This is a genomic window from Curtobacterium sp. BRD11, assembly GCF_031844345.1.
Lineage (GTDB): Bacteria > Actinomycetota > Actinomycetes > Actinomycetales > Microbacteriaceae > Curtobacterium.
In genome coordinates this window covers 36,476-56,084 of record NZ_JAUZUZ010000002.1, presented here as the reverse complement: position 1 = coordinate 56,084, position 19,609 = coordinate 36,476, and the positions used below count along the sequence as shown (strand labels likewise).

The window sequence follows — 19,609 nt, the reverse complement described above, 5'->3', positions numbered from 1 at the left end:
CGGCGTGCTGCCGGCCTGGAGGCTCGTGGCGAGCCCGCCACGCGCCTCCAGGCCGGCGCGCGGTCGCGTCTCAGGCCGTGCGGCCCTTCTCGTCGACCAGCGAGTACAGGCTGAGGACGTTGCCGTCGGGGTCGCGGACGTCGAACCAGTCGACGGCACCGTCGACGCACTCGACCGGGCCGACGTCGATGCCGAGCGACCCGATGCGGGCGTGCTGGGACCGGACGTCGTCGACACCGAACCGGACGGTCGCCGGACGCCGTTCGGCGTCCGCGTCGAGGTACAGCTGCAGCCAGATGCCGCCGATCTCGTACTCGACGACGCCGTCCTCGGGCTCCAGGTCGGGGTCCGCACGCTGGAACACGGCGCCGTACCAGAGGCAGGACGCCTCGATGTCGGAGACGGGGAGGCCCACGGTCACGCTCGTGATGTCCATGGCTCATCATGGCCCGGGGCGGCGCCGCACGTCGAGGACTTCGTCGTGGGGCGGTGCGGGCGGCGGCCGCGCGTGGACCCCGTCGCGTCCGTTCCTGCACAGCCCGGGGTCTCGACCGAGTGCTCCACCGATCGCCGGACCGCCCACCCCGCGAGCACGCTCGCGACGGAGCATCGACCCGTGTCGATCATCGTCCGGACCACCCAGTACCGGCGGGTACCCCTGCACTGGGGACACCCGCCACCCCGTCGCCCCCTCGTTGTGGGACTGCGGTCGCCGCGCACCGCGGCAATAGCGTGGACGGGCGCCGCACCGCTGCGGGACGCATCCCCACGACCCGGTCTCGACCCGAAGGAGGCTCCGGGACACATGGCCACGCTCTCCGAGATCCTCATCCTCAACGGCGCACTGCCGATCGAACACCTCGACTCGATGACGGGGGACGAAGCGATCGACGAGCGCTCGATCCGCACCCTGGTCGACCAGGGCGTGGTGAGCGAGGCGCAGTACATCACCGCGCGTGCGGCCTCGAACAACGCGCACACCGTCCCGCTGACCGACTACCCGGTCGACGGCACGGCGGTGTCGATGCTGCCCGCGGCGCTCTGCCGTCGGCACGGTGTGCTCGGTGTCGGGTTCGAGGGCGAGACGCTCGTGCTGGCGATGGTGAACCCCTCGAACGTGCTCGCCATCGACGACGCCCGCACCGCCTCCGGTCGCTCGATCAAGCCGCTGCAGGTCGACGAGCGCGACCTGGTGAGCGCCCTCGACCGGTACCTGCGCGCCGACGACGAGCTCAACGACCTGACCTCGTCGTTCGAGGACCAGTCGGCCGCCCCGACCCAGCAGCAGGTGGACCTGACCGACGGCGCGCTCGACGACGTGCCGATCGTCCGCTTCGTGAACCTGCTCGTGTCGCAGGCCATCCAGGACCACGCGTCCGACATCCACATCGAGCCGGGCGAGCACGAGGTCCGGGTGCGATACCGCATCGACGGCGTGCTGCACGAGATGGCCCCGGCGCCGAAGAACATCCAGAACGGTGTCATCAGCCGGCTCAAGATCATGAGCGACATCGACATCGCCGAGCGTCGGAAGCCGCAGGACGGCCGCATGTCGGTGCGCCACGGCGGTCGGCAGATCGACCTGCGTGTGGCGACGCTGCCGACCGTGTGGGGCGAGAAGGTCGTCATGCGGATCCTCGACAACACGAACACGTCGCTGACGCTCAAGGACCTCAACCTGCTCGAGCAGAACTTCCAGGCGTACCAGCGGTCCTACTCGAAGCCGTACGGCATGATCCTGGTCACCGGACCCACCGGTTCGGGCAAGTCGACCACGCTGTACACGACGCTGAACGCCGTCGCGAAGCCCGAGATCAACGTCATCACGGTCGAGGACCCGGTCGAGTACCGGATGGCCGGCATCAACCAGGTGCAGGTGAACCCGAAGGCCGGGCTGACGTTCGCGTCCGCGCTGCGCTCGATCCTGCGCTCCGACCCCGACGTGGTGCTCCTCGGTGAGATCCGCGACCACGAGACGGCGCAGATCGCGATCGAGGCCTCGCTCACCGGTCACCTGGTGCTCTCGACGCTGCACACCAACGACGCACCGTCGGCCGTCACCCGTCTGACCGAGATGGACATCGAGCCCTTCCTGGTCGGCTCCGCACTCGATTCGGTGGTCGCCCAGCGTCTGGCCCGCCGGCTCTGCGACCGGTGCAAGGCCCCGGCGGTGTACGAGGCCGAGCAGCTGCACGCGCTCGGGTTCCTCGACCGTGCGGACGCGGCCGTGCCGGAGTTCTTCGCGCCGATCGGCTGTGCCGTCTGCTCGAACACCGGCTACCGCGGCCGGATCGCCCTGCACGAGGTCATGACCGTCTCCGAGGAGATCGAGCGGCTCGCCGTCGCGCGGGCCTCGAGCGCCGAGATCAGCCGCGTCGCCCAGCAGCAGGGCATGCTCACCCTCCGACAGGACGGGTGGGAGAAGGTCAAGCTCGGCATGACCAGCGTCGACGAGATCCTGCGCGTGGTCGCGTAGTCCCGGGAGCACGAGGACGATGAACGAATCGGTGTACGACATCGAGGCCGGCGACGACCCCGTCGCCGGATGGCACCCCGGACAGCCGGGCAACGAGGTCGGCGGTCGTCGGGCTGCGCGGCTCGCTGCCGCTGCTGCGGCCGCTGCGGCGTCGGCACCCTCGGCGTCGTCGAGCGACCGCTCGCCCGTGCCGACGTCGAGCAGTGCCGTGTACGACCTGTCGACCGAGCCCGCGTGGGGCGCACCGGCGGCGTGGGGCGGCTCGTCCGCGGCTGCGACCTCCAGCGGATCCTCGTGGCCGCCGCCCGCCGGCGACCCCGTCGCCGTCCCGGTCGCGCAGCCGCAGGCCGCGCCGGCCACGCCCCCGGCGGCCGTCCCCGCGTCGACGGCCGCGTACGGCTACGCCGAGACGGTGACCGAGCACCTGCCGGTGGCGCCCGCGGTACCGATTACGAGCCTCCAGGCCGTCACCACCACGACGCAGGGCCGCGCCGTCGACGCCGGCTCGCACCCCGAGATCGGCTTCACGCGCCACGCGCGCGAGGTCGCCGACGCCGACCTCATCACGGCGCTCTCGCAGGTCGTGTACCAGGGCGCCTCGGACCTCCACGTCACCGCCGACGCCCCGCCCACCGTGCGGGTCGACGGCTCCCTGCGGCCCGCGGTCCCCGGGGGACCCTGGGCACGCAACAAGGTGATCGCCGCACTGAAGACCCTGTTGAGCCCCGAGCAGGCCGGGCAGTTCGACCACGAGCAGGAACTCGACTTCGCGTACTCCCTGTCGCCGGAGTTCCGCTTCCGCGTGAACTACTACCAGCAGCGCGGCAACTGGGGCGCGGCCTTCCGCATCATCCCGACGAAGATCAAGACGCTCAAGCAGCTCGGCATCCCGGAGCACGTGGGGGAGTTCGCGAAGCTGCCCCGCGGCCTCGTGCTCGTCACCGGGCCGACCGGTTCCGGCAAGTCGACGACCCTCGCCGCGCTCATCGACCTGGTCAACGAGACCCGGGCCGACCACATCGTGACGGTCGAGGACCCGATCGAGTTCATGCACGACCACAAGAAGGCGATCATCAACCAGCGCGAGGTCGGGGCGGACACGCACTCGTTCGCCGCCGCGCTGAAGCACGTGCTGCGGCAGGACCCCGACGTCATCCTGATCGGTGAGCTCCGCGACCTCGAGACCATCTCCGTCGCGCTCACCGCGGCCGAGACCGGCCACCTCGTCTTCGCGACGCTCCACACGCAGAGCGCTCCGGGCACCATCGACCGCGTCATCGACGTGTTCCCGCCGCACCAGCAGGGGCAGATCCGAACGCAGCTCGCGGCGACACTCGAGGGTGTCGTCTGCCAGACGCTCGTGCCGAAGGCGAACGGCACCGGCCGGGTCGTCGCCACCGAGATCATGCGGACGACGCCGGCGATCGCGAACCTGGTGCGCGAGGGCAAGACGTACCAGATCACCTCGGCGATGCAGGCCGGCCGAGACGCCGGGATGCACACGATGGACCAGGACCTGGCCGAGCTGGTCAACGTCGGCACCGTCACCCGGGCTGCGGCGATGGAGAAGGTGCACGACGAGGACGGCTTCGACCGGCTCGTCCAGCGCGTCGAGTCGCCCTCCGACTCGTCCGCCGCCGCGATCGCCGCATCCGAGATCGACTTCGGCGACAAGTACTCCGGAGGCCACTGATGTCGCTCGCGTTCGACTACCGGGGCCGCGACGGCGCCGGCAAGCTCGTCAAGGGTCGGCTCGACGCCGCGTCGGAGGGCGCGGTCGTCCAGCGCCTGCGCGGCATGGGCGTCTCGCCGATCGCCATCACCGAGGCGAAGCCCGGCACCGGGCTGCAGACCGAGATCAAGATCCCGGGGCTCGAGAAGGGCGTCGGGCTCAAGGACCTCGCGATCATGTCGCGCCAGGCCTCGACGATGCTCTCGTCCGGGCTCTCGCTCCTGCGTGCGCTGACGATCCTGGCGGGCCAGACCGAGAACAAGAAGCTCAAGGAGATCCTCGGCAAGGTGCGGGACGACGTCGAGCGCGGCGTCTCGTTCTCGGACGCCGTCGCGAAGTACCCGGTCGACTTCCCGCCGATCATGATCAACATGATCCGCGCGGGGGAGACCGGCGGATTCCTCGACCAGGCGATGGACTCGATCGCGACGAACTTCGAGAAGGAGCACAAGCTCCGGTCGACGATCAAGTCGGCCATGACCTACCCGGTCGTGGTGCTCGTGATGTCGCTGCTGGCAGTCGTCGTCATGCTCGTCTTCATCGTGCCGATCTTCCAGGACATGTTCGCGTCGCTCGGTGGGCAGCTGCCGTTGCCGACCCGGATCCTCGTGCAGCTCTCGCACGCGATGCGCTGGGCCGGACCGATCCTGGCGGTACTCGTCGTCGTCGGGTGGCTCTGGTACCGGGGGAACAAGAACACGGACCGCTTCCGGGCGTTCCGGGACCCGATCCTGCTGCGGATGCCGGTGTTCGGGCAGTTGACGAAGAAGATCGTCATCGCCCGGTTCGCCCGGAACTTCTCGAACATGATCGGGGCCGGCGTCCCCATCCTGCAGGCATTGAAGATCGTGGGAGAAGTATCCAACAACTTCGTCGTGCAGAAAGCGCTCGACCGGGTCGCGGAAAGCGTCCGGAAAGGCGAATCGATCGCCGAGCCGCTGGCAAAGGAGAACGTCTTCCCGCCGATGGTCGCGCAGATGATCGCGGTGGGCGAGGACGCCGGTTCGCTCGAGGTCATGCTGGAGAAGATCGCAATCTTCTACGATTCCGAGGTGGAATCGACCACGGAATCCCTGACGTCGCTCATCGAGCCGTTGCTCATCGCATTCCTCGGCGTCGTGGTCGGCGGCATGATCGTCGCGCTCTACCTGCCGATCTTCCAGATCTCCTCGCTCGTCAAGTAACTCGACGGCACGCGCCCTCCGTTCGGGGGCCGGTCAGGAATTTCGCACCCCCGGTACTGGGGGCATTTCGCAGCACGGATCACCCCCGTTCTCGGGATTATGCCCGGAAAGTGCCGTCAATACGCTTGCCAGCGGCGGCGGAGCAGTCTGCGGCACAACCCCCATCGCATTCCCGAGAAGAACGGAACCACCATGTACTTCGCTCTCATGGGCAAGCTCGACGCTCGCCGCAAGGGCCTCCTCGAGGACAAGGAGAAGGGCTTCACGCTCATCGAACTCCTGGTCGTCGTGATCATCATCGGCATCCTCGCCGCGATCGCCATCCCGGTGTACCTGAACGTGCAGAACAACGCGAAGGACGCGTCGGTGAAGTCCGACCTGGCGAACGCGAAGACGGCGGTCATCGCGTTCCAGACGGACAAGAACGGGAAGCTCCCGACGGACGCCGAGTTCAAGAGCCTCGACACGATGAAGCCCTACGGCTTCACGCAGAGCGCTGACACGAAGTTCGTCTACGCGCCCTCCGGTACGACGTTCTGCATCCAGGGCACCGGAGCCACGACGACCGACTTCAAGATCACCGACACGACCGCCGCCGTCGCGGGTAAGTGCTGATCTAGCGATGCGCACGAGGGTGGCTCACTTCAGTGAGCCGCCCTCGGCCTGAGCTCGAAACGAGGTGACCGTGATCCGCAACCTGCAGCGCGTCCTGCGCCCGGTCGACCCGACGACCCGTGAGGCGGGCCTCTCGGTCATCGAGGTCATGGTCGCCATGATGGTCTTCGCCGTGATGAGCGTCGGGATCGCCTACGGCATCGCGAACACCCTCCAGCTCACCCAGACGAGCCGTGGCCGCGAGACGGCGGTGGCGCTCGCCTCGCAGGACATCGACTCGATGCGGCAGACGGCCGCCGCGACGACCGCCGGCATCTTCAAGGTCATCAGCAAGGACGGGGCGGTCAACACGAAGACCCTCGGCGGCGTGACCTACCAGATCGACCGGTCGGTGCGGTGGGTGCAGAGCGACGGTGCGAGCGGTGCGTGCGGCACCTCGAACGGCAAGCTCGCGTACAAGAGCGTCGTCGCGACGGTGTCCTGGCCGAACGCCCGCGGCGGTAGGTCCTCCACGTCGATGACCTCGGCGATCGCCCCGAGCGACGCCGTCACGGACCCGGGCTACGGCACCGTGATCGTCTCGGTCGCGAACGCGTCCGGTGCGCCGTTCGCCGGCGTGACCGTCTCGTTGACGCCGATCTCGGGCAGCGGCGCCGTCGCACCGAGCACCTCCCCGCTGCCGACCGACTCCCAGGGCTGCTCGTACGCGGTGAACGTGGCGCCGGGTGACTACACCGTCACCGCCAGCGTCGCGGGCGGCATCGACACCGACCAGAAGCAGCCCTCCCAGCAGACCCCGATCACCGTTGCCGCCGGCGCGAGCGCCCCCGTCCCGTTCGTCTACGACCGCGCGAGCCGACTGACGCTCGGGTACGCGCAGTCCTACGGGGCGACGCTCCCCACGAACATGCCCACCGTGCTCTCGAGCACCGGCGGCGGGCTCGACACGGTGACGCCCTGGGACACGACGAGCACGACGCTCGCGATCACCTCGACCTCGACGCCCTCGCTCCCGGTCTTCCCCTTCACCTCCGGGTACACGGCCTACGCCGGCCCCTACTCGAACAGCCCGAACGCCAGGGTCAACTGCCTCAGCCCGAGCCCCGCCGCGTGGACCACGCCCAACGCGGACGGAGCGGTCGGAGCCACCCTCGACGTGATCACGACGAGCGCGGGTGAGCCCTCGAGCGGTTCCGTGCGCATGGGTGTCGCGACGGTCAAGGGCGTCAAGGGGCGCTACGTCACCGCGGTCTCCTCCGCGAACCCCGGTCCGGGCGATCCGGGCTGCGCAGCGGGCATGACGATGAAGTTCCCGGTGTCGTCCGCGGACACCGCCACCATCGCCCTGCCCTTCGGCACGTGGACCATCTCGTCCGGCACGACGTTCGGGTCGACGTCGCGCAACGAGATCGCCACGAACGCCTCCAACGTCGCGCCGGTCACGCCCGGGACGGTCAACAGGAAGACCGCGCTCATCGTCATCAGCTACGACAACACGCTCACCCTCGACCCGCGCGGGCAGACCTCGTGATGCGGGTGCTCCGTCGCTTCCGGCACGAGGACGACGGCGTCGGGCTCATGGAACTCATCGTCGCGATGAGCATCTCGATGGTGATCCTCGTCGCGGTCGGGGGCTTCTTCACCGCGACGCTGCGTGCCGGGTCGACGAACACCCGGTCCGACCAGAACGCGCGATCGGCGTCGGTCGTGATGAACTCGCTCACCCGCTACGTGCACGCGGCGAGCCTGCTGCCGAAGGCGGACGGCACCTACGCGTCCGCGGTGACCCAGGCCGACGGTTCGAGGATGACGTTCACCGCCTTCGTGAACCTCGACGGCAACGCAACCGACGTCCCGGTGCAGGTGCGGTACTCGCTCAACGGGGCGAAGGGCATCGTGCTCGACCGGTGGACGGGCACCACGACGAAGGGCTTCACGACCTTCCCCGCACCGACGCAGCCGCCCACCACCTCGACCGTCCTCGGCGGAGCGGTGTCCTCCCCGACCGGGGACGGCGACCCGCTCTTCACCTACCTCGGTGCGAACGGGACTCCGCTGCCGACCCTCGCCGACGGTTCCCTGGCCACGACGCAGCTCGGAGCGGTCCGCGCCGTCCGCGTGAACCTCGAGCTCGGAGCCCCCACGGCGGACACCCCGGGCAACACCCACATCCAGAACACGCTGTACCTCTTCAACGTGGCGTACGGCACGAACTCCGGAGCGACACCGTGATCGGCCGGATCAGCGCTGCCCTCCGCCGCGCGCACGGGGACGAACGGGGCATGGCCCTGGCGAACGTCGTGATCTTCGGCACGGTCATGCTCATGCTCGTCGCGACGATGGTCGCGGTGTCCACCTCGGGGGCGGTGAAGTCGGCGACGGACCGGAACTTCCAGAACGCCATGGCCGCGGCGTACGCCGGCCTGGCCGACTACCAGTCGAAGCTGTCCAACGACAACGGCTACGCGCTCTACGGCAACGCGGCAGCACAGTTCAGCAAGACGAGCGGGTCGACGTTCACCGGCGACGACAAGAACACCGCCTTCACCAGCAGCGGCTCGCAGTGGGCGTCCGTCGTGGGCTCCACGGACCAGTTCTTCCGGTACGAGGTCGACAACGCCGACTACTCGTCGAAGGGCGTGCTCCGGGTCCGCGTCACGGGGAAGTCCGGCGGGAGCGTCCGGTCGCTCGTGGCGAACCTCAAGGGCGACGGCTTCATCAACTACCTGTACTTCACGAACTACGAGTCGTCGAGTCCGTCGATCTCCGGCAGTGACTGCACGACCGCCTACCAGTGGCAGGGAGGCGTGTCGAACAGGTGCCAGGCCGTGCAGTTCGCCGGGACCGACGTCCTCAACGGCCCGATCCGGACGAACGACGTCTTCACGGCGGCGTGCGCGACGACCTTCAACGGCAGCGTCGAGCAGCACGACACGCGGGTGCGTCCGTCCAGCGGGACCTGCAGCGGCCAGTTCCTCGGTGGTGACCCGTCACCCGTGCCGTACCTGGGGCTTCCGGCGCTGAACTCGAACATGTCCCAGGAGACCCGCGTCGACATCCCCGCCACCGTCCCGCGTCCCGGCTGCCTGTACACGGGCCCGACCCGGGTGGCCTTCCTCGGAGGCGGCAAGATGACGGTCTGGTCGCCGTGGTCGAAGGCGACGCAGATCCGGGTGGACAGCCAGTCCGGCGAGGTGTCCGCGAGCGCGGACACCGCGAAGGCAGCGTCGCTCTGCGGGTCGATCGACGCCCTGCAGAGCCAGGGCGGCGCGACGATCCCCACGCTGCCCGCGAACCTCGTGTACGTGCAGGACGTCCCGTCGGCGACGAACAACGTGAACACCTGGTCGGGGACCTTCCCGTCGAAGTACACCAACACCTACTGCACGACGACGGTCACGGTCGGGGCGAACGGCCGGGCGACGACGAAGGCGAACCAGCCGTTCAGCAACGGCATGGGCTACCCGGCCGCAGGGGAGTGGGTGAACGGCCGCAGCGCCGGCCGCAACAACACGACGCAGGCCGGTTCCGCGCCGGACACCTACTCGTGCACCGCCGGCGACGTCTTCGTCAGTGGCCCGTTCGCCGGCGCGATGACGATCGCCTCGTCGGGCACGATCTGGGCGACCGGCAGCGTGACGTACGACGACCCCACCACCGACATCCTCGGCCTCGTCGGCCAGAACGCGGTCGAGGTGTACAACCCGACCAAGTGCACCTCCTACGCGTCCGACGGCACCGCCTGCAACAACTCGGGGATCGCCCTGCTGAACCGCTCGACCGGGGACGGCATCACCATCAGCGGTGCCATCGCCAGCAACGCCGGGACGTTCTGGAACCAGAACTACGACGTCGGACCGAAGCTCGGCGTGCTCAAAGTCGTCGGCTCCATAGCGCAGAACTGGCGCGGACCGGTCGCGACCACCGGGAACACCGGGTTCTCGAAGAACTACGTGTACGACCAGCGGCTGCTCACCACCGCCCCGCCGAAGTTCCTGCAGCCCGTCTCGACCTCGTACGGCGTGACGACACAGGTCGAGGTGCAGTCCGCGTACCAGGTCGACGGTGCGTGCGCGAGGACGAGCACGGGAGCCTGCCGGTGAGCGCCGCCTGGGTCCTCGCCGCCCTGGCCGGTGTGCTCGGTCTGGCGATCGGCTCCTTCCTCAACGTCGTCGTGCACCGTGTCCCCGCCGGGATCTCCGTCGTCGCGCCGGCGAGCGCGTGCCCGCGGTGCGACCACCCGATCCGCAGACGGGACAACGTCCCGGTCCTCTCGTGGCTGCTGCTGCGCGCGCGGTGCCGCGACTGCGCCGCTCCCATCTCGGCCCGCTACCCCGCGGTCGAGGGCGCGACCGCGGTCCTGTTCGTGCTCGTCGCCCTCGTCGTCCCCCAGCCGCTCGGCGCCACCACCGTCGGCGAGGCCCTCGGTCGGACCGTGATGCTCGCCGCCCTGCTGTTCCTGATGGCGGTGAGCGTCGCGCTCTCGCTGATCGACCTCGACACGCACCGGCTGCCGAACGCCGTCGTCTACCCGGCTGCCGTCGTGCTGCTGGTGCTCCTCGGCGCGGTGTCCGCGGTGTCCGGGGACTGGGGCGCCCTGCTGCGCGGTCTCCTCGGCGCCGTCGTGCTCGGTGGTGCGTACCTGGTCCTGGCGCTCGCGGTCCCCGGGGGGATGGGGCTCGGCGACGTCAAGCTCGCCGTGGTCCTCGGCCTCGTGCTCGCGTACCTCGGATGGGGACCCCTCGCAGTGGGAGCTTTCGGCGGCTTCCTCGTCGGCGGTACGGTCGCGATCGCACTCGTCGCCGTCGGTCGCGCACGGATGGGCAGCGGAGTCCCCTTCGGGCCGTCGATGCTCGTCGGCGCCTGGATCGGCATCGTCCTCGGCGCACCCCTCTGGTCGGCCTACCTCGGGCTCCTCGGCCTCTCCTGACCCTCAACGAAAGCAGCACCATGGGAAAGAGCATCGTCGGCGTCGACATCGCCGCGTCGTCGATCCGCGCGGTCGAGGTCGGGGACGCCGACCGTGACCGCCCCGTCGTCCTCCGGGTCGCCGAGGTGCCGACACCCGAGGGTGCGGTCAGCCGCGGCGAGGTGCTCGAGCCGAACACGGTTGGGGCCGCGCTGCGGCAGCTCTGGTCGGTCGGCAGGTTCCGGTCGCGCGACGTCGTCCTCGGCATGGGCAACCAGCGGGTCCTCTCGCGTGACCTCACCGTGCCGCACGCTCCGCTCGCGCAGATCCGCGAGAGCCTCCCCTTCCACGTGCAGGACATGCTGCCGGTGCCGGTGGGGGACGCGATCCTCGACTTCTACCCGGTCAGCGAGGGTGTCGACGAGACCGGTCCGGTGATCAAGGGACTCCTGGTCGCGGCGATCAAGGACGCCGTGCTCGCCAACGTGCGCGCCGTGCGGCTCGCGGGCCTCAACCCCGTCGGTGTCGACCTCATCCCGTTCGCGCTCACCCGGGTCCTGAGCCCGACGCAGGCGCAGCACGGCACCATCGCGATCATCCAGGTCGGTGCGGACACCACGAGCGTCGTGCTCGCCACGGACGGCGTGCCGCAGTTCGTGCGGATCATCCCGTCCGGCGGGGACGACATCACCCGGTCGCTCGCCGGTCGACTCGACATCCCCTTCGCCCAGGCCGAGGCGGTGAAGCGGCACTTCGGCATCGGACCGGGGGCCCGCACGCCGGACGACGTCCGCGCCGTCGCGGCGGTGTTCGACACGGTGAACGAACTCGTGACGAGCCTCCGCAACACCATCAACTACTACGTCAACACCCGTCCGGACGAGGTCGTCGCCGGGATCGCCCTCGTGGGCGGCGGCGCGCAGCTCATCGGGCTGCGCGAGGCACTCGCCGACACGACACACCTGCCGGTCTCGACCCCCTCCGCATTCCGCGGTGCGGGCTTCGGGCGGGCGGTGCGCGAGGAGGACGTCCTCGCGCACGGCGACTCGGTGGCGGTCGCGTACGGACTCGCGGTGGGGAGCAAGGCAGCATGACCAGCACAGAGGAACGCACGGACGCGACGCAGGGTCGTCGGGGTCGGGCAGGCCGTCGAGCGGCTGCGGACTCGACCGCGGGGCGCACGCCCCGCGTCGACCTCCTGCCCGCGGAGGTCTACGTCGAGCGTCGGCAGCGCGCGGTCACGCGTCGCGCCTGGCTCGGTGTCGTGGTGGCGGCAGCCGCCGTCGTGCTCGCGAGCGGCGGGGCGATGGCGCACCAGATGGCCACGGCGGCGGCGCTGACCGCGGCGCAGGGTGAGACCACGACGCTCCTCGCCCAGCAGCAGCGGTACGCGGAACTGCGTGCGGCAGAACGCGACACCGACCTCCTCGACTCCGCCCGCGCCGTCGGCGGGTCGACGGAGGTCGACTGGGACGGCACGCTCGGCGGCATCCGGGACGTCCTGCCGGCAGACCTCGCGATCAGCGGGATGACCATCGCGTCCGCGACCGTGACGGAGCCGTTCGGGCAGCCGGCGGACGCAGGACGCACGCCGAGGGTCGCCACCCTCACGCTGACCGCCCGGTCGACGACGATCCCGTCCGTCCCGGACTGGACCTCGCGCCTGTCCGGGACCACCGGCTACCTGGACTCGTCGATCTCGTCGATCTCGTACGACGAGGACCGCGGCGAGTACACCTCCGTGATCGAGCTCGAACTCGATGCGCGGGCCTACGACGGCAAGTACGAGAAGGACGCCGACCGATGACGAAGCACCACCTGTCCCTCGTGATCGCGCTCGTGGTCTGCGCGGTCGTCCTGGCCGGGGGCTGGTTCCTCGGTGTGCAGCCGCAACTCGCGGCGGCGTCGTCGAACCAGGCGCAGCAGAGCACCATCGACGCGACGAACGACAAGAACCGTGCGGAGCTCACGCGGCTCGCCGCGGCGTTCGCCGGACTCGACGCCACGAAGGCCGAACTGGCGCAGCTCCGGGCATCGGTGCCGTCGACGACGGACAGCGAGTCCTTCGTCCGGCAGATCGACGCGAACGCCGCCGCGGCCGGCGTCCAGGTCACGAACGTCACCATCGGGGACGCCACCGCCTACGCCCCCGCCACCGAGCCCACGGCGGAGAAGACGGCAAACGCGGCGCCGTCCGCGGCCGCGACCTCGAGCACCGACGAGGACGTGCCCTCGGCGCAGCCGGCGACCGACCCTGCGGTCACCGACGCGAACTTCTCGCTCGTCCCCGTGACGGTGGCGGTGCAGGGGTCGTACGACCAGGCGCTCGCGTTCACGAAGGCGATGCAGTCCGGGTCGCGGCTCTTCCTGGTCTCCGGCATCGCGGCCGCGAGCGAGGAGGAGGACGACGCGCCCCCGATGGAGTCGCAGTCCTGGTCGCTCTCCGGATCGGTCTACGTCTTCACGGACACCTCGTCGACCGCCTCGACGAACGGCTGACACCCCCTCCGCAGAGCCCCCCGCGAAGTGGGTGCGACACGCCACGCCGCACCCACTTCCGCGACACCCGTCGGTGTGCCTACGATGCTCCCGACGCCGCACTCGCGGCTGCTCACACCCCTCTCGGACGGTCGCCTCAGGACGGCCGTTCCTCGTCGTGCCCGGAGTCGCGCGTGTTGGTCGGAATCGTGGAGTTCCTCGGCTGGTTCGGAGCCGTAACCGTCCTCGCAGGTTACCTGCTGTTCTCACTGGGCAAGATCCCGAACGGGCCGCTCTACCAGTCCCTCAACCTGGTCGGCGGCCTCTCCGTCGCCGTCAACGTCGCTGCGCACCACGCGATCCCGTCGACGATCGTGAACGGTATCTGGGCGGTCATCGCGGTGGTCGTCCTGGTCAGGATGGGCCGCGCACGTCGGGCCGCCCGGAACCAGGCTTCGGCCCTGCCGAGCGCGTCGGCCCTGCCGACGGCGCCGGTCCTGCACAGCGAGCCGCCGACGACGACGGCGGTCCTGCCGGTCGTCGGGCCGGCCCTGCGCGACCACGAGGCGGAGCCGGGGGAGCGCGACCGCGGCGAGTCGCGCCTCCAGGACGGCACAGTGACGGCCCCCGTCGCTCCCATGACGGAGTCCGTCCCCGTCATCACGGCGACCATCGCGCTCGCGCTCGTCGCAGCCGCGCAGCACCAGGCGACCCAGGGCGGCCCCGCGCAGCACCACGTGGCTCAGGACGACTCGGCGCAGCACCAGGCGACCCAGGACGACTCCGCGCAGAACCAGGTGACCCAGGGCAGCCCCGCAGCGCAGGGACCCCAGCACGCGCAGGAGCACGCCGCACGGTGACGTGACGGCGCCGCAACCCGCCACCCAGGGTGCCCGGCAGTAGCATCGAGCCATGTCCCGGTGGCTGATCGCGACGATGACGTCGGTCCTCTTCATCGCGCTCGTCATCGCGGTGACGGGCTTCGAAGCCCTGCTCGCCGACGTCGAGGCGATCCCGCAGCCGGACGCGAGTCCCTACCTCGGCCCCACGATGGTGGTCGCGGCGGCCGCGGTCGTGTTCCTCGCCACCGCCGCGGGCATCCGCGAGGGCAACCCGGGCGTCACCGGGCTCGTCGCCGCTGCCGGTACGTACCTCGTCATGCTCGGCACGGGTGCGATCGGGTACTCGATGACGCGGGGCGACGGTACCGAGCTCCTCGTGTTCCCGGCGGGGTCCGCGTTGAGCCCGTTCGTCGTGGGGTCCGTCGTCGTGGCGCTGCTCTGCGTCGTCGGCGGCGTCTCCGCCGCCCGCTACCAGGCCCGGCAGCGTCCGGCGGGCGCGACCCCCGGCGTGGAGGGCGACCGCCGCTAGGAGTCACCCGCGCGCTCGGCGCCCCCCGGCTGTCGCGCGCCGTGCATGCGTGCGCCTCCGACCCCGCCCCGACTCCGACTCCGGCCCGCGCTCCACAGCGCCGGCCACAGCCCCGGTCCCGCGGCGCCGGTCGGCGGTAGGATCCGGGGGCACGCAACAGGCACGACGGGGGACGCATGACCGACCATGAGCCGGACGGGTGGGCACGTGTCCCGCACGTCGACACGATCCGCGGGACGCAGGAAGCACCGGTCCCGGCGGCCGTCCCCGTTGCACGACGGCCTCGTCGCCGGATGCGCCGCGGCGCACTGGTCGGGATCATCGCCGGCGGTGCCGCCGTGGTCCTGCTGCTCGCGACGGGGGTCGTCGGGTACGCGCTCCAGTCCTCCTCGCACTCGGCCGACCGGCCGGTGCGGGCCTTCCTCGACGACCTGACCGCCGGTCACGTCGACGACGCGCTGCGCCTGGCAGGTGTGGACCACGACGACGAGGACGTCCTGCTCACCGACGCCGCCTACGCGAAGGCGTCCGACCGGGTCACCGGGTACCGCATCGCGGCGACGCGCACCGACGGCGACACCGCGACCGTGCGTGCCTACCTCCGTCAGGGCGGCCGGGACGTCGCCTCCACCTTCACGCTCGACCGCACGGGGACCGACTGGGGGGTCTTCCCGGTGTGGGAGCTCGAGGCCCCCGACCTCGGCCGGGTGCAGGTCTCGGTGCGCGGCCCCGGCGGGACCCCGGTCGAGGTCGCCGGCCAGCGTGTCCGGACGTCCGACGACGGCATCGCGAACCTGACCGCGCTGCCCGGGACGTACGACGTGACCGTCGACGGCGGGAAGTGGTTCACGGCAGAGCGCGCCTCCGCTCGTGTCCCCGGGTTCAGCGGGACCGGTTCGGTGCCGGTGTCCTTGACGACGGAGCTCACCGACGACGGCAAGCAGGCCGCGCAGCAGGCGGTCGACCGCTGGGTGGACGGCTGCATCGCCTCCACCGACCCCGCCCCCGCGGGCTGCAGCTTCTACGCCTACGGCGAGGACCCGGCGTACACCTACACCAACCAGAAGTGGACGCTCGAGCAGCGCCCGAAGGTCACGGTCGGCGGTTGGCTGTCGCGCGGGTGGACGATCTCGACGACGACGCTCGGCCGCGCCACCTTCACCGCGGACATCTCCGGACCCGACGGCGTCGGCACGGCCACGGCGGGGCCGATGAACGTGAACGCGAGCGGGTACGTGTCGGGCTTCTCCGACGACGGCGCCACCTTCGAGTCCGCCGTCGGGAACGGGTCGTCGGACTCGGGTTCCTGATGCGGACCGGCCCGGACCCGCGGTCGACGACCGGGAGGCCCGCCCCGCCTCCGCCGCGACCGGTGCGGTCCGGTACGGGGCCGGCCTGGCGCGTCGGCGGGTCGCTCGGAGCGCGACGCGCCCGGATTGATTTCGCCGTGTGACGCGGGTAGTCTCTACCGGGTGTGCGCTCTCGGGCGCGCCCGAAATCCCGGGTCACCCTCGTCGTCCTCGACGAGACCGTACCGGGTCATCCATCCCACGACCTCCCCTCCGCCGTCAGGCGGTGATCAGCGTGGGATGAGGAAGCCGACGGAAGGCGTCGGCCAGAACACGAGCGAAGAACCAGGAGAACAGTTGCCTACCATCCAGCAGCTCGTTCGCAAGGGTCGTACGCCCAAGGTCGTCAAGACCAAGGCGCCGGCACTGAAGGCGAACCCCCAGCAGCGTGGTGTCTGCACCCGCGTCTACACCACCACCCCCAAGAAGCCGAACTCGGCCCTGCGCAAGGTCGCTCGTGTCAAGCTCTCGAACGGCACCGAGGTCACGGCCTACATCCCCGGTGAGGGCCACAACCTGCAGGAGCACTCGATGGTGCTCGTCCGCGGCGGTCGTGTGAAGGACCTCCCCGGTGTGCGCTACAAGATCATCCGCGGTGCCCTGGACACCCAGGCCGTCAAGAACCGTAAGCAGGCCCGCAGCCGCTACGGCGCGAAGAAGGGTTGAGTTAGATGCCTCGTAAGGGTCCCGCCCCGAAGCGTCCCGTCGTCGCCGACCCGGTGTACGGCGCGCCGATCGTCTCGCAGCTCGTCAACAAGATCCTCCTGGACGGCAAGAAGGGCCTCGCCGAGCGCATCGTCTACGATGCACTCGAGGGCGTCACCGCCAAGAACCAGCAGGACGCCGTCGCGACGCTGAAGAAGGCGCTCGACAACGTCCGTCCGACCCTCGAGGTCCGCAGCCGCCGCGTCGGTGGCTCGACCTACCAGGTCCCGGTCGAGGTCAAGCCGCACCGCGCGAACACCCTCGCGCTCCGCTGGCTCACCTCGTACGCCAAGGCCCGTCGCGAGAAGACGATGACCGAGCGTCTCATGAACGAGATCCTCGACGCGTCGAACGGTCTCGGTGCCGCGGTCAAGCGCCGTGAGGACACGCACAAGATGGCCGAGTCGAACAAGGCCTTCGCCCACTACCGCTGGTAAGTCCGGCGCTGGTAGTCCCGGCTCCGGGTGGGTGCCGGCGGTCATGAACCGTCGGCGCCCACCCGGACGCCAACCTCTCCTACAACTCTTCCGGAGGAACCTGTGGCACAGGACGTGCTCACCGACCTGAACAAGGTCCGCAACATCGGCATCATGGCGCACATCGATGCCGGCAAGACCACGACGACCGAGCGCATCCTGTTCTACACGGGCATCACGCACAAGATCGGTGAGGTCCACGACGGCGCCGCGACGATGGACTGGATGGCGCAGGAGCAGGAGCGCGGCATCACGATCACGTCGGCCGCGACGACCTGCTTCTGGGACAACAACCAGATCAACATCATCGACACCCCCGGTCACGTGGACTTCACGGTCGAGGTGGAGCGCTCGCTCCGCGTCCTCGACGGTGCCGTTGCCGTCTTCGACGGCAAGGAGGGCGTCGAGCCCCAGTCCGAGACCGTGTGGCGTCAGGCGGACAAGTACGACGTCCCGCGCATCTGCTTCGTCAACAAGATGGACAAGCTCGGCGCTGACTTCTACTTCACCGTCGACACGATCATCAACCGCCTCGGTGCGGAGCCGCTCGTGCTCCAGCTCCCGATCGGTGCCGAGAACGACTTCGTCGGCGTCATCGACCTCATCGAGATGCACGCCAAGGTCTGGCCCGGCGACGCCAAGGGTGACGTGACCATGGGCGCCCAGTACGAGGTCCAGGAGATCCCGGCGGACCTCCAGGACCGCGCCGAGGAGTACCGCGCGAAGCTGATCGAGCGCGTCGCCGAGACCGACGACGCCCTGCTCGAGAAGTTCTTCGGTGGCGAGGAGCTCACCAAGGACGAGATCAAGGGCGCGATCCGCAAGCTCACGATCGCCTCCGAGGTCTACCCCGTCCTCTGCGGCTCGGCCTTCAAGAACCGCGGCGTCCAGCCGATGCTCGACGCGGTCATCGACTACCTCCCGTCCCCGCTCGACGTGCCGCCGATGATCGGCCACGACGTCAAGGACGAGGAGAAGGAGATCATCCGCAAGCCCGACGCCACCGAGCCGTTCTCGGCCCTGGCGTTCAAGGTCGCGGTGCACCCCTTCTTCGGTCGTCTGACCTACGTCCGCGTGTACTCCGGCTCGATCGAGTCCGGTGCCCAGGTCATCAACTCGACCAAGGGCAAGAAGGAGCGCATCGGCAAGATCTTCCAGATGCACTCCAACAAGGAGAACCCGGTCGACAACGTCACCGCCGGTCACATCTACGCGGTCATCGGCCTCAAGGACACCACCACCGGTGACACCCTGTGCGACCCGTCGGACCAGGTCGTCCTCGAGTCGATGACCTTCCCGGAGCCGGTGATCGAGGTCGCCATCGAGCCGAACACGAAGGCCGACCAGGAGAAGCTCTCCACGGCCATCCAGAAGCTCGCGGAAGAGGACCCGACGTTCCGCGTCGAGCTCAACGCCGAGACCGGTCAGACGACGATCAAGGGCATGGGCGAGCTCCACCTCGACATCCTCGTCGACCGCATGAAGCGCGAGTTCAAGGTCGAGGCGTCCGTCGGCAAGCCGCAGGTGGCCTACCGCGAGACCCTGACCAAGGTCGTCGAGCGCTACGACTACACGCACAAGAAGCAGACCGGTGGTTCCGGCCAGTTCGCGAAGGTGCAGATCGCCCTCGAGCCGATGGAAGTCACGGCCGAGAAGGTCTACGAGTTCGAGAACGCCGTCACCGGTGGTCGCGTCCCGCGTGAGTACATCCCGTCGGTCGACGCCGGTATCCAGGACGCCATGCAGGTCGGCATCCTCGCCGGGTACCCGACCGTCGGCGTGAAGGCCATCCTCAAGGACGGCGCGGCGCACGACGTCGACTCGTCCGAGATGGCGTTCAAGATCGCCGGTTCCATCGCCTACAAGGAGGCCGCCCGCAAGGCCGGCCCCGCCATCCTCGAGCCGATCATGGCCGTCGAGGTGCGTACTCCCGAGGAGTACATGGGCGACGTCATCGGTGACCTGAACTCCCGTCGTGGCCAGATCGCCTCGATGGAGGACGCCTCGGGCGTCAAGGTGGTCCGCGCGAGCGTGCCGCTGTCCGAGATGTTCGGCTACGTCGGGGACCTCCGGTCCAAGACCTCTGGTCGTGCGGTCTACTCGATGACCTTCGAGACCTACAGCCAGGTCCCGGCCAAGGTCGCCGAGGAGATCATCGCGAAGAACAGCGGAGAGTAACGCTCCGGCGTTCTCTCCACAGGCGAGGGTGCCCGGCGACGGGCCCCTCGTCACCAAGTACAGTTAGACACACACCCTGCTCGCCAACGGTCGTCAGACCGGGGGCGTGCTCTCCGAGTCCTGAGGAGGACCCACA

At 69.7% G+C, this 19,609-nt stretch carries 18 protein-coding genes; 17 read left to right on the top strand and 1 reads right to left on the bottom strand.

Annotation, left to right across the window (positions count from 1 at the left end; genetic code table 11):
• Positions 1 to 70: 70 nt before the first annotated feature.
• The gene (locus Q9R28_RS04740) at positions 71 to 436 is read right to left on the bottom strand and encodes a VOC family protein (RefSeq protein ID WP_058728464.1); all 366 of its coding nucleotides are present in this window, start codon (positions 434 to 436) and stop codon (positions 71 to 73) included.
• A gap of 369 nt (positions 437 to 805) precedes the next feature.
• On the opposite strand from Q9R28_RS04740, the gene Q9R28_RS04735 reads away from it, so the two are divergent.
• The 17 genes from Q9R28_RS04735 (at position 806) to fusA (ending at position 19,473) form a co-directional block, all read left to right on the top strand.
• The gene (locus tag Q9R28_RS04735) at positions 806 to 2,476 is read left to right on the top strand and encodes a GspE/PulE family protein (protein WP_251155190.1); all 1,671 of its coding nucleotides are present in this window, start codon (positions 806 to 808) and stop codon (positions 2,474 to 2,476) included.
• 19 nt (positions 2,477 to 2,495) lie between these two features.
• Entirely contained in the window at positions 2,496 to 4,169 is a 1,674-nt protein-coding gene (locus Q9R28_RS04730) for a type IV pilus twitching motility protein PilT (protein ID WP_285841287.1), read from the top strand.
• Positions 4,169 to 5,392, top strand: a complete 1,224-nt coding sequence (locus Q9R28_RS04725) for a type II secretion system F family protein (RefSeq protein ID WP_081985133.1) — start codon at positions 4,169 to 4,171, stop codon at positions 5,390 to 5,392. Before Q9R28_RS04730 ends, Q9R28_RS04725 begins: the two co-directional genes overlap by 1 nt.
• A 192-nt stretch (positions 5,393 to 5,584) precedes the next feature.
• Positions 5,585 to 6,007: a prepilin-type N-terminal cleavage/methylation domain-containing protein gene (locus tag Q9R28_RS04720; protein ID WP_311205573.1), complete on the top strand. Its 423-nt coding sequence runs from the start codon at positions 5,585 to 5,587 to the stop codon at positions 6,005 to 6,007.
• 70 nt (positions 6,008 to 6,077) lie between these two features.
• Positions 6,078 to 7,538: a hypothetical protein gene (locus Q9R28_RS04715; protein ID WP_311205572.1), complete on the top strand. Its 1,461-nt coding sequence runs from the start codon at positions 6,078 to 6,080 to the stop codon at positions 7,536 to 7,538.
• The gene (locus Q9R28_RS04710) at positions 7,538 to 8,239 is read left to right on the top strand and encodes a type II secretion system protein J (protein WP_066657061.1); all 702 of its coding nucleotides are present in this window, start codon (positions 7,538 to 7,540) and stop codon (positions 8,237 to 8,239) included. Before Q9R28_RS04715 ends, Q9R28_RS04710 begins: the two co-directional genes overlap by 1 nt.
• Positions 8,240 to 8,289: 50 nt before the next feature.
• A complete protein-coding gene (locus Q9R28_RS04705; protein ID WP_251155192.1) occupies positions 8,290 to 10,110 on the top strand; it encodes a hypothetical protein in 1,821 nt (606 codons plus the stop codon).
• Positions 10,107 to 10,937 (top strand): A24 family peptidase, encoded by an 831-nt coding sequence (locus tag Q9R28_RS04700; protein WP_251155193.1) that lies wholly within the window; start codon positions 10,107 to 10,109, stop codon positions 10,935 to 10,937. The genes Q9R28_RS04705 and Q9R28_RS04700 overlap by 4 nt, the downstream gene beginning before the upstream one ends.
• A 20-nt stretch (positions 10,938 to 10,957) precedes the next feature.
• A complete protein-coding gene (gene pilM / locus Q9R28_RS04695) occupies positions 10,958 to 12,010 on the top strand; it encodes a type IV pilus assembly protein PilM (protein ID WP_066657057.1) in 1,053 nt (350 codons plus the stop codon).
• Entirely contained in the window at positions 12,007 to 12,723 is a 717-nt protein-coding gene (locus tag Q9R28_RS04690) for a hypothetical protein (RefSeq protein WP_251155194.1), read from the top strand. The genes pilM and Q9R28_RS04690 overlap by 4 nt, the downstream gene beginning before the upstream one ends.
• Positions 12,720 to 13,415, top strand: a complete 696-nt coding sequence (locus Q9R28_RS04685) for a hypothetical protein (RefSeq protein WP_251155195.1) — start codon at positions 12,720 to 12,722, stop codon at positions 13,413 to 13,415. The genes Q9R28_RS04690 and Q9R28_RS04685 overlap by 4 nt, the downstream gene beginning before the upstream one ends.
• A gap of 173 nt (positions 13,416 to 13,588) precedes the next feature.
• Positions 13,589 to 14,254: a hypothetical protein gene (locus Q9R28_RS04680; RefSeq protein ID WP_311205571.1), complete on the top strand. Its 666-nt coding sequence runs from the start codon at positions 13,589 to 13,591 to the stop codon at positions 14,252 to 14,254.
• A 52-nt stretch (positions 14,255 to 14,306) separates the two neighbouring features.
• On the top strand, positions 14,307 to 14,765 hold the full coding sequence (locus Q9R28_RS04675) for a DUF6121 family protein (protein WP_066657046.1): 459 nt from the start codon (positions 14,307 to 14,309) through the stop codon (positions 14,763 to 14,765).
• A gap of 176 nt (positions 14,766 to 14,941) precedes the next feature.
• Positions 14,942 to 16,075 carry a hypothetical protein gene (locus Q9R28_RS04670; protein ID WP_311205570.1) on the top strand — a complete coding sequence of 378 codons (1,134 nt, stop codon included), beginning with the start codon at positions 14,942 to 14,944 and terminating at the stop codon, positions 16,073 to 16,075.
• Between the two features lie 336 nt (positions 16,076 to 16,411).
• The gene (gene rpsL / locus Q9R28_RS04665; RefSeq protein WP_058728453.1) at positions 16,412 to 16,780 is read left to right on the top strand and encodes a 30S ribosomal protein S12; all 369 of its coding nucleotides are present in this window, start codon (positions 16,412 to 16,414) and stop codon (positions 16,778 to 16,780) included.
• Positions 16,781 to 16,785: 5 nt separating this feature from the next.
• Positions 16,786 to 17,256 (top strand): 30S ribosomal protein S7, encoded by a 471-nt coding sequence (gene rpsG, locus Q9R28_RS04660; RefSeq protein WP_058742332.1) that lies wholly within the window; start codon positions 16,786 to 16,788, stop codon positions 17,254 to 17,256.
• A 102-nt stretch (positions 17,257 to 17,358) separates the two neighbouring features.
• Positions 17,359 to 19,473, top strand: a complete 2,115-nt coding sequence (gene fusA, locus Q9R28_RS04655) for an elongation factor G (RefSeq protein WP_066657042.1) — start codon at positions 17,359 to 17,361, stop codon at positions 19,471 to 19,473.
• Positions 19,474 to 19,609: the final 136 nt, after the last annotated feature.

Coding starts and splice junctions, on each gene's coding strand:
- Q9R28_RS04740 (WP_058728464.1), bottom strand. CDS start 436: ATGGACATCACGAGCGTGACCGTGGGCCTCCCCGTCTCCGACATCGAG.
- Q9R28_RS04735 (WP_251155190.1), top strand. CDS start 806: ATGGCCACGCTCTCCGAGATCCTCATCCTCAACGGCGCACTGCCGATC.
- Q9R28_RS04730 (WP_285841287.1), top strand. CDS start 2,496: ATGAACGAATCGGTGTACGACATCGAGGCCGGCGACGACCCCGTCGCC.
- Q9R28_RS04725 (WP_081985133.1), top strand. CDS start 4,169: ATGTCGCTCGCGTTCGACTACCGGGGCCGCGACGGCGCCGGCAAGCTC.
- Q9R28_RS04720 (WP_311205573.1), top strand. CDS start 5,585: ATGTACTTCGCTCTCATGGGCAAGCTCGACGCTCGCCGCAAGGGCCTC.
- Q9R28_RS04710 (WP_066657061.1), top strand. CDS start 7,538: ATGCGGGTGCTCCGTCGCTTCCGGCACGAGGACGACGGCGTCGGGCTC.
- Q9R28_RS04705 (WP_251155192.1), top strand. CDS start 8,290: ATGGCCCTGGCGAACGTCGTGATCTTCGGCACGGTCATGCTCATGCTC.
- pilM (WP_066657057.1), top strand. CDS start 10,958: ATGGGAAAGAGCATCGTCGGCGTCGACATCGCCGCGTCGTCGATCCGC.
- Q9R28_RS04690 (WP_251155194.1), top strand. CDS start 12,007: ATGACCAGCACAGAGGAACGCACGGACGCGACGCAGGGTCGTCGGGGT.
- Q9R28_RS04685 (WP_251155195.1), top strand. CDS start 12,720: ATGACGAAGCACCACCTGTCCCTCGTGATCGCGCTCGTGGTCTGCGCG.
- Q9R28_RS04675 (WP_066657046.1), top strand. CDS start 14,307: ATGTCCCGGTGGCTGATCGCGACGATGACGTCGGTCCTCTTCATCGCG.
- Q9R28_RS04670 (WP_311205570.1), top strand. CDS start 14,942: ATGACCGACCATGAGCCGGACGGGTGGGCACGTGTCCCGCACGTCGAC.
- rpsG (WP_058742332.1), top strand. CDS start 16,786: ATGCCTCGTAAGGGTCCCGCCCCGAAGCGTCCCGTCGTCGCCGACCCG.